General features: G+C 63.4%; 10 protein-coding genes. 4 read left to right on the top strand and 6 right to left on the bottom strand.

What is annotated here, in order from left to right; genetic code table 11:
* Positions 1-31: 31 nt before the first annotated feature.
* Complete coding sequence (rpoN, locus tag ACS5RD_RS09405; RefSeq protein WP_489930962.1) at positions 32-1,363, bottom strand: RNA polymerase factor sigma-54; 1,332 nt, start codon at positions 1,361-1,363, stop codon at positions 32-34.
* 252 nt (positions 1,364-1,615) lie between these two features.
* Between rpoN and selD the strand changes: the two genes are divergently transcribed.
* Entirely contained in the window at positions 1,616-3,778 is a 2,163-nt protein-coding gene (gene selD / locus ACS5RD_RS09400; protein ID WP_489930961.1) for a selenide, water dikinase SelD, read from the top strand.
* A gap of 62 nt (positions 3,779-3,840) precedes the next feature.
* Here the strand turns inward: selD and mnmH are convergent, their stop codons facing one another.
* Positions 3,841-4,890 carry a tRNA 2-selenouridine(34) synthase MnmH gene (gene mnmH, locus ACS5RD_RS09395; RefSeq protein WP_489930960.1) on the bottom strand — a complete coding sequence of 350 codons (1,050 nt, stop codon included), beginning with the start codon at positions 4,888-4,890 and terminating at the stop codon, positions 3,841-3,843.
* Between the two features lie 93 nt (positions 4,891-4,983).
* Here mnmH and ACS5RD_RS09390 point away from each other — a divergent pair, with 93 nt between their 5' ends.
* Positions 4,984-5,586 carry a DUF1287 domain-containing protein gene (locus tag ACS5RD_RS09390; protein ID WP_489930959.1) on the top strand — a complete coding sequence of 201 codons (603 nt, stop codon included), beginning with the start codon at positions 4,984-4,986 and terminating at the stop codon, positions 5,584-5,586.
* On the opposite strand, the gene ACS5RD_RS09385 is transcribed toward ACS5RD_RS09390, so the two are convergent.
* Both ACS5RD_RS09385 and pth read right to left on the bottom strand, forming a co-directional pair.
* Positions 5,570-6,625 carry a DUF2332 domain-containing protein gene (locus ACS5RD_RS09385; RefSeq protein WP_489930958.1) on the bottom strand — a complete coding sequence of 352 codons (1,056 nt, stop codon included), beginning with the start codon at positions 6,623-6,625 and terminating at the stop codon, positions 5,570-5,572. The genes ACS5RD_RS09390 and ACS5RD_RS09385 overlap by 17 nt on opposite strands.
* On the bottom strand, positions 6,622-7,305 hold the full coding sequence (gene pth / locus ACS5RD_RS09380) for an aminoacyl-tRNA hydrolase (RefSeq protein ID WP_489930957.1): 684 nt from the start codon (positions 7,303-7,305) through the stop codon (positions 6,622-6,624). The genes ACS5RD_RS09385 and pth overlap by 4 nt, the downstream gene beginning before the upstream one ends.
* Before the next feature lie 253 nt (positions 7,306-7,558).
* Here pth and ACS5RD_RS09375 point away from each other — a divergent pair, with 253 nt between their 5' ends.
* Complete coding sequence (locus tag ACS5RD_RS09375) at positions 7,559-8,575, top strand: glycosyltransferase family 2 protein (protein ID WP_489930956.1); 1,017 nt, start codon at positions 7,559-7,561, stop codon at positions 8,573-8,575.
* Between the two features lie 129 nt (positions 8,576-8,704).
* Here the strand turns inward: ACS5RD_RS09375 and ACS5RD_RS09370 are convergent, their stop codons facing one another.
* A complete protein-coding gene (locus ACS5RD_RS09370; RefSeq protein ID WP_489930955.1) occupies positions 8,705-9,301 on the bottom strand; it encodes a 50S ribosomal protein L25/general stress protein Ctc in 597 nt (198 codons plus the stop codon).
* A gap of 210 nt (positions 9,302-9,511) precedes the next feature.
* Between ACS5RD_RS09370 and ACS5RD_RS09365 the strand changes: the two genes are divergently transcribed.
* Positions 9,512-10,651, top strand: a complete 1,140-nt coding sequence (locus tag ACS5RD_RS09365) for an MFS transporter (protein ID WP_489930954.1) — start codon at positions 9,512-9,514, stop codon at positions 10,649-10,651.
* On the opposite strand, the gene ACS5RD_RS09360 is transcribed toward ACS5RD_RS09365, so the two are convergent.
* A complete protein-coding gene (locus ACS5RD_RS09360; protein WP_489930953.1) occupies positions 10,648-12,831 on the bottom strand; it encodes a calcium-binding protein in 2,184 nt (727 codons plus the stop codon). The genes ACS5RD_RS09365 and ACS5RD_RS09360 overlap by 4 nt on opposite strands.
* Between the last annotated feature and the right edge of the window lie 5 nt (positions 12,832-12,836).

Here is a 12,836-nt window from a genome sequence, read left to right as displayed (position 1 = left end):
GCCCCAGCGATAGCGGCGCTGCGCGGCGAAGTCAGCCCTCTGCGCGACCTTTTCGGCCCATTCGCGGCAAAACCGGCTTGCGTTTGCGCCGCGACGCCACCGGAATCCCCTCGACCTCGCGGTATTTCGCCACCGTGCGGCGCGCGATGGTCACCCCGGTATCAATCGCCAAGGCCATCGCCAAAGCCGCATCTGACAGCGGCCGCGCCGGGTTCTCTGCCGCCACCAGCCGCGCCAGCCGCCCCCGCATCGCAGCGCCCGAGATCAGCGGCTGGCCATTGCCACCCAGCGCGCTGCTGAACATCTGCCGCAGCCACCATGTGCCGCGCGGGCTGTCCAAACTGGCCCCCGACACCACCCGGCTGATCGTGCTTTCGTGAAAGCCCAAAGCCTCGGCCAGATCGGCCATGCTCATCGGCGCAAGCCCAATCGGCCCCAGCCGGATCGCCTCTTGCTGACGCGCCAAAATCTCGCGCCCGACCAGCAGCAGCGTCGCATTGCGCGCCTCGACCATCCGTTCCAACGCTTTGGCCTGCGACAGCCCCTCTGCCGAGCCTGCCTCCGACTTCTCCACCCGCAACGTTGGCAAAGCCGAGCGGTTCAGCGCGATGCTCCAGCCCGTCGCCGTCGCCTTCACCACCAGATCAGGCTCACGTGATTGCGCGGCACTGATGCTGGCAAACTCCGCTCCCGGTTTGGGATTCATCGCGCGAATGATCCGAAACCGCTGCAACACCGCCGCTTCCGAGATGTGACAGGCCTTGGCCAACCGCGCCAGATCGCCCGAGGCCAGCAGATCCAGATGCGCCAGCACCGCCGCCATCTCTTTGTCCAGCGCCCCCGCTTCAATCGCTTGCAACCGCAAGCACTCCGCCAGATTGCGCGCAAAAATTCCTGTTGGTTCAAGCTTTTGCAAGCGGTGCAGCACGGCTTCAACCTCGGCAAGCGTCGTGCGCGTTTCGGCCACCACAAGGCTCAGCTCGGCCCCCAGCCAGCCCGACGGCTCCAACACCTCGGCCAGCGCCACAGCGATCCGCTGTTCCCTTGGCCCGAGTTTCAGCGCCTCAATCGCGCCCATCACATGCGCCATCAGACTGGGGCTGGTATCTGCGGTTTCCGCCGCAAGCCCCAGACCGCCGCCGCCCGACCCCAACACCCCTGCCCAGCGCGGCAGCCAGTCGTGCAGACCGGGCTGAGGCGGCGGCTCCAGCCGCAGATGCGGGTTTTCCGCCGCCTGCTCCTCCAGATAGCGCGTCAGCCCCGCCGCATCGGTGCGCAAAATCGCAATCGAGGCTTGCAGGCTGGTGTTCAGCTCAAGCCGCTGGGTCTGGGTCAGGCCAAGGCGCTGCTGGGGTGATCTCATAGCGCAAGGCTAGCTTGCGCGGTCCCTCCGCGCAACCGCCAGCAGAAGCGCCGCCCGCCCTCACCCGCTGCCCCGCTCACGCCCCGCCAATTTCATCTTGGCTCAAATATCCCCGCCGGAGGCTCCCCCAAGCCAACACCGCAAACCGCAGCCTAGATAATACGGCGCCGCAAGCGTCCAACATCCCCTCTCCAGCAAGCATGGCCTTTCCAACCCCACACAGCTACCAAGGAGCAAACCACCGAGAGCCCCATGCAACCCGATTTCCCCATCGTCAAAGATCTGGTGCTGGTCGGCGGCGGCCATGCCCATGCGCTTGTCGCCCGGATGTGGGCGATGAACCCGCTTCCAGGTGTGCGGCTAACCCTGATCAACCCCGATCCCGCCGCGCCCTACACAGGCATGCTGCCCGGCCTGATCGCAGGCCATTACGCCCGCGAAGAGATCATGATCGACCTTGTCCGCCTCGCCCGTTTCGCAGATGCCCGCCTGATCCTTGACCGCGTGACAGGCCTTGACCGCGAAACCCGCCGCCTGCATCTCGCCCATCGTCCGCCGATCTCCTACGATCTGTGCAGCATCGACATCGGCATCACCTCCGATTTACCAGACATCCCCGGTTTCACCCAATTCGCCCATGCCGCCAAACCCTTGGGCGATTTTGCCACCCAGTGGGCAGAGTTTGTCGCCCGCGCCCTGCCTGCCCCGCAGATCACCGTGATCGGTGCAGGTGTTGGCGGTGTAGAACTCGCCCTTGCCACCAAACACCGCCTACCCAGCGCCAATGTCACCCTGCTGGAACAAGGCCCAACAGCCCTGCCCGCCATCGGCAGCGGAGCCCGCAATGCCCTGCTCGCCCATCTCATCCGCGCTAAAATCTCCCTGATCACCAACGCCAAACCCGCCGAAATCCAGGCAACCGCCGTCACCCTCAGCAACGGCACCCGCCTGCCATCCGATTTCACCCTCGCTGTCGCAGGCAGCCGCCCGCACGCATGGCTGACGGACACCACGCTCACCCTGCACCACGGCTTTCTCACCGTCTCGGACACCCTACAAACCTCCGACCCCGCCATCTTTGCCGCCGGAGACTGCGCTCACCTGCCCTTCGCCCCGCGTCCAAAAGCCGGAGTCTACGCCGTCCGCGCCGCGCCGATCCTGCTGCACAACCTGCGCGCCGCCTTGCTGGAACGACCCCTCAAAGCCTTCAAACCGCAGCGCGACTACCTGAAACTGATCTCGACCGGGGCGAAAGGTGCCGTCGCCGACAAATGGAGCCTGCCACTGGACGGCGCATGGCTGTGGCGCTGGAAAGACCGCATCGACCGCAAATTCATGGCGAAATTAACCAGCTACCCCGTGATGCCGCGCGCCCTGCCCAATCCCGCGCTCCCCGGCCTGCTGGATGCCATGGGCGACAAACCGATGTGCGGCGGCTGCGGCGCGAAACTCGGGGCATCAGACCTCACCGCCGCCCTCGCCACCCTGCCCAAACCGCAGCGCCCCGAGGTCATCTCCGGCCCCGGCGACGATGCCGCCATCCTGACGATCCCCAGCGGCGTGCAGGTCATCACCACAGACCACCTGCGCGCCTTCACCAACGATGCCCGTCTGATGGCCCGCATCGCCGCCATTCACGCACTTGGGGATGTCTGGGCAATGGGGGCCGCTCCGCAAATAGCCCTCGCCCAAATCACCCTGCCGCGCCTATCGCCGGAAAAATCCGCCGAGATGCTGGCCGAAATCATGACCGAGGCGGCGGAAGTCTTCCGCGAAGCCGGGGCCGATATCGTCGGCGGTCACACCTCGATCGGCGCGGAACTCACCATCGGCTTCACCGTGACCGGCCTTGCCCAGCGCGCCATCACCAAAGGCGGCGCAAAGCCCGGTGACAAACTGATCCTGACCAAACCGATCGGCTCCGGCACCATCATGGCGGCTGAGATGGCGATGGCCGAACGCCCCGGTCTGATCCTCGGCGAAGCCGTCGCCCGCGCCCTGCACCAGATGAGCCAAGCCAACGGCCCCGCCGCAGCACAGCTCGCCCCCTATGCCCATGCAATGACCGACGTGACAGGCTTCGGCCTCGCTGGCCACCTCTTGGAAATCCTAGATGCCTCCAACACCGCCGCCACCCTGCGCAGCGACGCCATCCCAACCCTGCCCGGAGCCCTGATGCTCGCCGTATCCGGCCAAGCCTCCAGCCTCGCCCCCGCCAACCGCGCCGCCACCATAGGGCGCGTCACGGGCCCAGACTCACCGCTGAAAGCCCTGCTCTACGACCCGCAAACCGCCGGAGGCCTGCTCGCCGCCGTGCCCCCCGAGATCGCTGAAACCCTGCTGAACGCTATCTCCGGGGCCGCACTCATCGGCGAAATCACCGCAGGCCCGCCCAGAATAACCCTTGCCGACTGACCCTGCGCCGAGCGGTTTCATCTTGGCAAAAATACTCCCCGCGGAGCGTTCCGCCAGCTCCGCTACATCACCGCCCTAACCGCCGCCGCCACCTGATCCGCCAGCCGCGCCAAATCATCCGGCCCCAGCCCCGCCACCTCAATCTCGACAAACGAAGCCTGCATCCGCGCCCGATGTTTGTCATAGCGCGGGTCATAGTGATGCTGCATCAACCCCGCCGCCAGATCGACAAATGCCCCCGCCCCGGCCATCGCCTGCCATGCCTCAATCCGCTCGGCCGCATGCAAGGGGCGCAACCGGTCGATCACCCGAACCAGCCGCGCGCCATCCGCCACCATGTCGCCATACGCCTGCACCAGATACGCGGCCCGCGCCGCCACCCCCGTGGCTATCGCCACCCTTGGGGCTGCCGTCATCGCCTTCCAGATCCCTGATGGCAGGCGACACTCCCCGACCTTCGCGCTTTCCGCCTCAATCACCACTGGCTTTGTGGGGTCCAACCGCGAGATCGCCATCGCCAAAGCGCAGTCAAACGCCTTTTGCGACGGCTGCCCCCCGCGATGCCCGAACACCGAGCCGCGATGGTTGGCCAGCCCCTCAAGGTCCAACACCTGCACGCCGCGCGCGGGCAGCATGTTCAGCACTTCGGTCTTGGCGGACCCGGTATTGCCATCCAACACCACCACCGGGCAAGGGAACGGTGTGTTATACAAAGCCTTGACCACCAGCGCGCGCCACGCCTTGTAGCCGCCCGCAATCGTCTCGACCCGCCACCCCACTTGGCCCAGGATCAGCGCAAAAGACCCCGAGCGTTGCCCGCCGCGCCAGCAATACACCAGGGGCCGCCATCCCCCCGGCTTATCCGCCAATGGCCCCTGCAAATGTTTGGCGACATTCTGCGCCACCAGTGCAGCACCCACCTTGCGGGCGGTAAACGGGCTGACTTGCTTGTAAATCGTGCCCACGCGCGCCCGTTCGGCATCATCCAGCACAGGCAGGCTGATCGCCCCTGGCAGATGGTCCTCGGCATATTCTGCTGGGGCGCGGGCGTCGATGATGTCATCAAAGCCATGCGCTGCGAGGTCTGTGAGTGAGGTCAGGGTGATCGCCATGCCTCTGCATAGCCGATCCCCCGCTTGGCGGAAAGGTGCCGGACCGCAAACGCCCCGCTAGCGGATTGCACAGAGCTTTGGCTAAATCCTGCCATGCGTATCCTGTTACTCTCGCTCCTCCTCGCCCTTGCCGCCGCCGCCCAAGATGCCCCGGCGCTGGTCGCCGCCGCCCGCGCGCAAGTCGGCATCACCACGATCTACGACCCCGGCTATCAAAGCCTTGATTTCCCCGGTGGCGATGTCGACCCCGCCCATGGTGTGTGCACCGACGTGATCATCCGCGCCCTGCGCACAGCTTGGGGCATAGATCTGCAACTGGCCGTCAACCGCGACATGAAGGCGCATTTCTTGGCCTACCCGCAGCAATGGGGCCTGAAGACCACTGACCGCAACATCGACCACCGCCGGGTGCCGAACCTGCAAACCCTGTTCGCCCGCGTCGGTGCCGAACTGCCCACCTCCACCGATCCCGCCGACTACCAACCCGGCGATGTGGTGACATGGCTGCGGCCCGGCAACCTGCCGCATATCGGCCTGATCTCGGATATCCGCAGCATGGACGGCACCCGCCCGCAAGTGCTGCACAACATCGGCGCAGGCGCGCAGGAGGAAGACCGTCTGTTCGACTTCCCCATAACAGGCCACTACCGCCTTGGCCCCGATGCTGTGGCAGAACTGATCAAACTCGGGCGCTAGGCGCGCACCACTCCACCCAGCGGCCATGAAAATCCGCGCGCCCTAGGGCGATGTCTTGTACCGGGCCACCGCACCACAGCCGCAGAGTCAAAGCCGCACCCCGCTCTTGCGCATCCGCCTCCATCGCCAAATGCGCCAATGGCGCAGCAAGCGTTGCCCGCGCCCCCGCAGCTTCAAGCAAAGCCAACCCGCGCGCCTTTGCGGTGGCAGGGAAATACTGCCAAGCAATGGTGTGATAGATCAGGTGCAAGTGACCCGGTTGCGGTTCGGCCAAGCGCTGCGCTAACCAGTCAATCGCGTCGCCTTGGCTCACCACCGGGCCGTACGTCGCCAAGGCATCCAACCCCGCCGCCGTGCGCGCCAACCGCTCTGGCTGATCAGCCCAGATATAGGACAACGCCCGCACCCGATCCCGCACTGGATCAAGCGGCTGCAAATCCACACCGGCCCGCGCCACCACCTGCGGGGCAAGATCGGGCGGCAAGTCCCCGTGCCACAGCGGGTTCAGCCGTATCGTGGCATCCTTCGGACCAAACTGCGCGCCGATCTCCAGCGCATAGCGATCCCACAGCAAGTTCAGCCCGGCACTCGCCCCCAGTTCTGACAGCACCAGCGGCACGCCCAGCCGCGCTGTCAACCAATGCCCCGCTGCGATCAACACCGCTGAGCGGCGGATTTCATTGGTTTGCGGTGGGTGATCCAACCACAACTGCAAAGCTGCCGGATGCGCCCGGATCTCCCGCAGCAGCACAGCCGTCGCCTCGGCATCGGAAACCGCCTCTGGCGCGCGGTAAAACACCGCCAAATCTGGCGCAGCCCCGCTCAGCACCAACCCATGCAAGCCCCCCGCCAGCCGCAAAGCCAGCGCATCTCCGGCGCGGGAAAGATCCCCCTGCCACCCCAAAACCCGGTCCTCTATGGCGTGGCCCAGCACCATCGCCGCAGCCAGCAAGCGCAGCACCCGCGCGGTCAGGGGCGAGCCGAGGCTGTCACATCCCGCCGCCTGCGCAAGAAACATCTCGCGCACCGCTGTGGTCATTTGAAGCGGTCCAGCAGCTTTTGCAGCGGGTTTGCGGCGGGTTCGGGGATGGGTTCCGGCGTAGGCTTTGCCGTCGGTTTGACAGGTTTCTCCACACTCGCCGACGATCGTGACGGCGCCACCCGCAGGGCGACCGCGTTCATGAACCGCTGACCGTCACCCTCGGCCAAGGCCTGCGCGCCGTCCGAGATGCCGCGCAACAGATCATCCAGCCAGTCTTGATCGGCCTTAGCGAAATCATGCAGCACATAGGCCGCCACCGCGTCTTTATGGCCGGGGTGGCCGATGCCGAGGCGAACGCGGCCGTAAGCCTCACCGAGATGGGCGTGGATCGAGCGCAAGCCGTTGTGTCCGGCATGACCGCCGCCTTGTTTGATGCGGCACTTGCCGGGGGCGAGGTCTAGCTCGTCGTGGAACACAGTGATGTCTGAAAGGTCGATCTTGAAGAAATCCACCGCCGCGCGCACCGATTGGCCCGACAGGTTCATGAAGGTTTCGGGCTTCAGCAGCACGATCTTTTCCGAGCCCAACCGCCCCTCCGACACCTGCCCCTGATAGCCGCGCCGCCACGGGGAAAACCCGTGATCTTCGGCGATCCGGTCCACGGCCATGAAGCCGATATTGTGGCGGTTGCCAGCATATTTCGCGCCGGGATTGCCGAGGCCTACAAAGAGTTTCATGATGCCCCGCCGATCTGCCGCTTGCCTGCCATAAATGCCCCGGCGCAGGCTGGGATGCAAGCCGGGGCGGCTGGTCCCAACTCGGGACCTTTTTTAGGTGTTTTATATCAATGGCATAGCCTAGGGGTTTTAAGGAAATCTTAACCTTTCATCGCATCTACCCTCTCGCCACCCGCTTGACTTGCCATGACGCGCCCTTCAGCTTAGCAAACAAAGCAAGCCCCAACGGCCCAAGCAAGAAAGCAAAACAGGCGTGCGGATTACGGTTTTAGCCTCGATGCGAAACGAAGGGCCGTTCATCGTCGAATGGCTGTGCTGGTATCGGATGCTCGGCTTTACCGATGCGGTGGTGGTCACCAACAACTGCACCGACCATTCGCCGCAACTGCTGGACGCGTTGCAAGCGGCTGGCCTTGTTCACCACATTCGGCATGATCTGCAACCCGGCCAGCGCATCACCCGCGCCAAGTTGAACGCGGCGGCTTCTCACAAAGCGGTACGGCGCTGCAACTGGCTGATGATCTGCGATGTTGATGAGTTTCTGGTGATCCATCGCGGCGCGGGGCTGATCGGCGATCTGATTGATCTGACCAGCGCCGAGCCCGCCTATCTGGGCATGTCGATCAACTGGCGGGTGTTTGGCACCTCGGGGCGGAAAAGTTTTGAAGACCGCCCGGTGCATCGCCAGTTCACCTACGCGCATGAAGCTGGGCATCGCTCGTCACGGTTTGTGAAGTCGATCTTCCGGCTGGTGAAGTTCTTCAGCCATCTCGGCGAACACAGCCCGCGTGGCTTTGATTATGAGCGCGCGGCGCAAAAACGCGGCAAGCCGGGGGGCATTTGGGTGAACACCGCGGGCCAAACGTTGCCGCACTGGGCACCGCTGGACCGCCATCTGACGCTGATGCCCGCGTCGCTGGTCAGCCATGAGGTGGCACAGATCAACCATTACATGCTGCGCTCGGTTGAGACCTATCGGCTGAAACGCGGCACAAAGTCGCCCGTGGGGCTCAGCAACCGCTACCGCGCGCAATATTTCCGCACCGCCGATGCGGGGGGCGCGGTGGACATTTCCGCCTTCCGCTATTCGGCGCGGTTTGATGCTTTGTATGAACAGGTGATGGCGCTGCCGGATGTGGCTCGCCTGCATGCTTTGTGCTGCGCCGATCATGTGCGCGCGATTGCCGAAAAGGCAGGTAAGCGGGTGGAGGATGATCCGAGATATGCGGCGTTTCTGGCGCAGGCGGAGGCGCTGGCGGATCAGGCCTAGGAGCCGATTTATTCAGAAATAAATCGTCGACGATTTATGACTTCATAAATCGGCTGCGTCACAGCGCGCGGCCAAAAGCAAAGGCGCAGAGGTTTCCCCCTGCGCCCCGAACTTCAAACCCTGAAAGGCTTATTCAGCTTCAGCGACTTCCACGTAACCCGCCGGAGCCGCCACGTTGGCGATCACGAAGTTACGGTCGATGCTGGCTTTGGTGCCTTCTGGCAGAACCACGTCATTGATGTGGATCACATCGCCGATGTTTTTGCCGGTCAGATCGACGGTGATGTGATCCGGGATATCGCCTGCCAGAACGTTCAGCTCGACATCGTTGCGCACAACGGTCAAGGTGCCGCCCTTTTTCAGACCCGGGCTCGCTTCATGGTTGATGAAGGTCACGTGAATGAACAGGTTGATGCGGTTTTCGTCGTGCAGGCGCATCAGGTCGATATGCGTCGGCAGATCTTTCACAACGTCACGCTGCACAGCGCGGCAGATCACATGCACGTCCGGCTGACCTTCAACCTTCAGGTTGAACAGCGACGACAGGAAGCGGCCAGCTTTCAGGCGCTTCAGCAGGGCGTTGTAGTTGATTTTGATTGCCAAGGGGGCAACATTATCGCCGTAGACGATACCGGGAACGAAGCCATCACGACGTGATTGACGGGCGGCCCCCTTGCCTGTCCCCGTGCGTGCTTCGGCGTGAAGATCAAGGATCTCGCGTGCCATAGTGTTTCTCCATATATATATCCGCCAACGTTCAAGGGTGCATGGCGCGATCGCGGGCCTATAGCGGGGAATCACCGGGAAGGGAAGCCGGAAAGTGCCCCTGCCTCTGGGGCTATGCCCGGCTGGCGGCTCTGAGAGATGCGATGTCGGGGGTAGGATAGTCTTTCCAGCCGCCGCGCGCTATCCCGCCTGAGTCCGCAGGAGAATTTTATGACCGCCCTGAATACCCTTCGCGTCGCCCGCCCCGCCGTGGCGGCTTTTGCCGCGATGGGCGTGCTGTGGGGGTCGTTCGCTGCCGATCTGCCCGATATCAAGACCATGCTCGACATTGACGAGTCGCGCTTGGGGGCCTTGATGTTCATGACCCCGATTGCGGCGGTCTGCGCGATGCTGGTGGCTCCGCGTCTGGGCGTGGCGTTTGGTCGCCGCGCGATGCTGATCTCGTGTCTGCTGATGTGTGTGGCGTTCACTCTGCCGGGGCAGTTCAGTCATCTGCTGCTATTCCCGCTGGCGATGATGGCCTGTGGCGCTGGCACTGGGCTGACCGATGTGCTGATGAACGCGCGGGTGGCGACGCTGGAGACGCAGAGCGGGCGGCCGCTGATGAACCTCTGCCATGCCGCCTATAGTTTCGGCTATGCCGGTGGCGCGATTGCCACCGGGGCGTTGCGCAGTGCCGGGTGGTCGCCCGCTTGGGTTTTGTGCAGTATGGCCCTGTTGGCCGGGGTGATTGCGCTGGCGAGTTATGAGGCGGATGGCCGGATTGAGGGCCTCGCGCGGCCAAAGGGCAAGGGCGCTGCGCATCTGGGTCTGGTGCCAGTGATCGGCGGGGCGATGGTGCTGATCGCGTTTCTGACCGAGAATGCGGCCGAGAATTGGTCGGCTTTGCACATCGAGAAGAACTTGGGCGGCTCACCGTCTGATGGCGCGATGGGGCCTGCGGTGATGGCGATCACCATGGGGGTGGCGCGGCTGTTCGGGCAAGGTTTGGCCAGCCGTATCCCGGCGGTGTGGCTGTTGACCGGGGGGGCGGTGATCTCGGCGGCGGGGGCATTGGGGGCGGCTTTGGCGGTGACGCCCACGATGGCCTATGCCGGGTTCATCGTGATGGGGATCGGATCATCGGTGATCGCGCCCACAGTATTTTCCTTGGTAGGGCAGTTGTCTGACCCCGCCGCCCGCGCCCGCGCGGTGGCACGGGCGACGCTGATCGGCTATTTCGGCTATTTCTTCGGCCCGCCTGCGATTGGCTTTGTCGCAGGCCAGTTCGGCCTACGCTTTGCCTTCGTCTGTGCCGCCGTGATGCTGGCGGGCATCCCAGTGTTGGCACGGGTGTTGTTGCGGCGTTAAAGGCCCTGATCGACCCCGAACGCAAAAGTCACCGCCCCGCTGTAATTCAACAAGGTCAGCGTGCCATTGCTCCAACTGATCAACTGATCCGCCCCGTCTTGCGTGATGGTGAAATCGGCAAGACTATAGGGGGTAAATCTGGCAAAACTGATCACCTCGCCTGCGGCATAATCGGCAATCGTGTCATGGTCGTCCGAGGCGTAGCCGTTGAAATCGAAGATGAACCGATCGACGCCGCCGCCGCCCGTCATCACGTCATTGCCAATGCCAGCCCGCAAACTGTCACTGCCTGCACCACCCGACATCACGTCGTTGCCGTCATAGCCGTAGAGTTTGTCATCGCCACTGCCCCCGAAAAGGCTGTCATCACCGAGCGAAAGCGCGTAATCTCTGCCCCCGTCCAGCACATCATTGCCCATCCCGCCGTAAAGCAGATCCGAACCGCCGTCGCCGGACAGCCAATCATCACCATCGCCCCCAAAAAGACTGTCCGCCCCGCCGCTGTCGTCAAAGCCAGTGTCGCCGTAAAGACTGTCGTTGCCATCCGCACCCGTCATCCAGTCGGCGCCTAAACCGCCACCCAACCAGTCATCACCCTGCCCGCCGTGCAAAGTGTCCGCGCCGACCTCGGCGTCGATACTGTCATTGCCACTACCACCACTGAGTAGATCGTTGCCAAACCAGCCCAACAGCGTATCGTCGCCACTGCCGCCATAGCTGCGCGCATCACCATAGCCGCCGAACAGGCCGTCAGCGCCATCACCACCAAACAGCAAGTCGTTGCCCGCTTCACCTTCCAGCGTATCATCGCCGCTGCCGCCATAAAGCGTATCGTCGGCACCCGGACTGCCGCTTAAATCGCCTTGGAGCGTGTCATTGCCCGCGCCGCCATCCAACAGATCGCCAAAACGCCCGCCACGCAGCCAGTCATCGCCGTCACGCCCGCGCAGGGTTTCGGCAAGATCGACGCCCCGCAGGCTGTCATTTCCGCTGCTGCCCAGCAGCGTGATATGCTCAAACCCGACATAGCTGAGATTGTCTGAGCGCACGCCATTCGCGCCAAACAAATCCACGCCAAAGTTACTGCCGACCCCAGTGCCAATACTGGAAGCCGCCGAGTAGCCCAAAGCGGTGATGTGGCCAAAATCCAGCACCAGCGTGTCATTGCCTGCGCCCGCATCCAACAGCCCACTGCCGCCGCCAAAAGCCGTCGCCGCCCAAACCAAGCGGACAGTGTCGGCATATTGGGTCAGCGTGCCGTAATAATTTTCGACGTCGCTATACTCTGCATCAAGGATCTTGCCGATGCTCACGCCAGCGCTTGAGGCCGAAAGATCAAGAATAACCTCGTCCACGCCAGCGCCACCAAAGATCTGATCCTGCCCGGTGACAAACCAGAACGCATCATTGCCGCTGCCGCCATACAGGCGATCCGCCGCGCCATTGCCTGATCTTGCGGCCAGCACATCATCGCCATCGCCGCCATAAAGCAGATTGCTGTCCGTAGCACCGGCCCGCAGGTCGTCATCGCCCGCGCCACCAAACAACCGCAGCATTTTGCCACCGGTCCAGCCAGACAGGTCCATGTTATCATCGCCAAGGCTGCCCCGCAGGGTGACCGCCTCAAAATCATGCAGATTGGCCGAGCCAAGTTGGGTCGAGCCTTGGTAGCGCCCTGCGATGATGTTGCTGCCAACTGTGCCAACCACCACATGCTCGGCTACTGCCAAGCCGCTGTAATTCAAAACAAGGCTGTCTTGCCCAGCACCGGCATAGATAAAGGACAGGCCCGAGGGATCCGGCCCCCCCAAGGCACCCGCGAACAAGGTATCATCAAAGGCGGTCAACTTTCCGGTCAGCGTCTCAAAGCCTACGAAAGGGCTGCCAACAGTGACGTTGTTCAGTTCTATGCCAGCACTGCGCGCGCTCAGATCGAAGTAAACGGTGTCGATGCCTGCGCCACCAAACAGATAATCCCCAGGCCGATAAACCAGATAGTCGTCCCCAGCATCACCATAAAGGCTATCGCCACCACCGCCGCCGAACAGCACATCATTGCCCGTGAGACCAGTGATGGTATCTGAGCCTAGTGTTCCAATGAGCGTATCATTGCCAGCAGTGCCAAGGATTGAGGCTGTCACCAGCGGGGGTTCGACAACCGGTTCAACAACGCCACCCATTACAC

This window comes from Cypionkella sp. PAMC25878 (assembly GCF_058135695.1).
The sequence above is the reverse complement of the archived record's forward strand: the minus strand, read 5'-3'. Positions and strand labels throughout refer to the sequence as shown.

Bases quoted from the DNA above. Each gene is read 5' to 3' on its own strand.
- rpoN (WP_489930962.1), bottom strand. From the start codon at position 1,363: ATGAGATCACCCCAGCAGCGCCTTGGCCTGACCCAGACCCAGCGGCTT.
- selD (WP_489930961.1), top strand. From the start codon at position 1,616: ATGCAACCCGATTTCCCCATCGTCAAAGATCTGGTGCTGGTCGGCGGC.
- mnmH (WP_489930960.1), bottom strand. From the start codon at position 4,890: ATGGCGATCACCCTGACCTCACTCACAGACCTCGCAGCGCATGGCTTT.
- ACS5RD_RS09390 (WP_489930959.1), top strand. From the start codon at position 4,984: ATGCGTATCCTGTTACTCTCGCTCCTCCTCGCCCTTGCCGCCGCCGCC.
- ACS5RD_RS09385 (WP_489930958.1), bottom strand. From the start codon at position 6,625: ATGACCACAGCGGTGCGCGAGATGTTTCTTGCGCAGGCGGCGGGATGT.
- pth (WP_489930957.1), bottom strand. From the start codon at position 7,305: ATGAAACTCTTTGTAGGCCTCGGCAATCCCGGCGCGAAATATGCTGGC.
- ACS5RD_RS09370 (WP_489930955.1), bottom strand. From the start codon at position 9,301: ATGGCACGCGAGATCCTTGATCTTCACGCCGAAGCACGCACGGGGACA.
- ACS5RD_RS09365 (WP_489930954.1), top strand. From the start codon at position 9,512: ATGACCGCCCTGAATACCCTTCGCGTCGCCCGCCCCGCCGTGGCGGCT.
- ACS5RD_RS09360 (WP_489930953.1), bottom strand. From the start codon at position 12,831: ATGGGTGGCGTTGTTGAACCGGTTGTCGAACCCCCGCTGGTGACAGCC.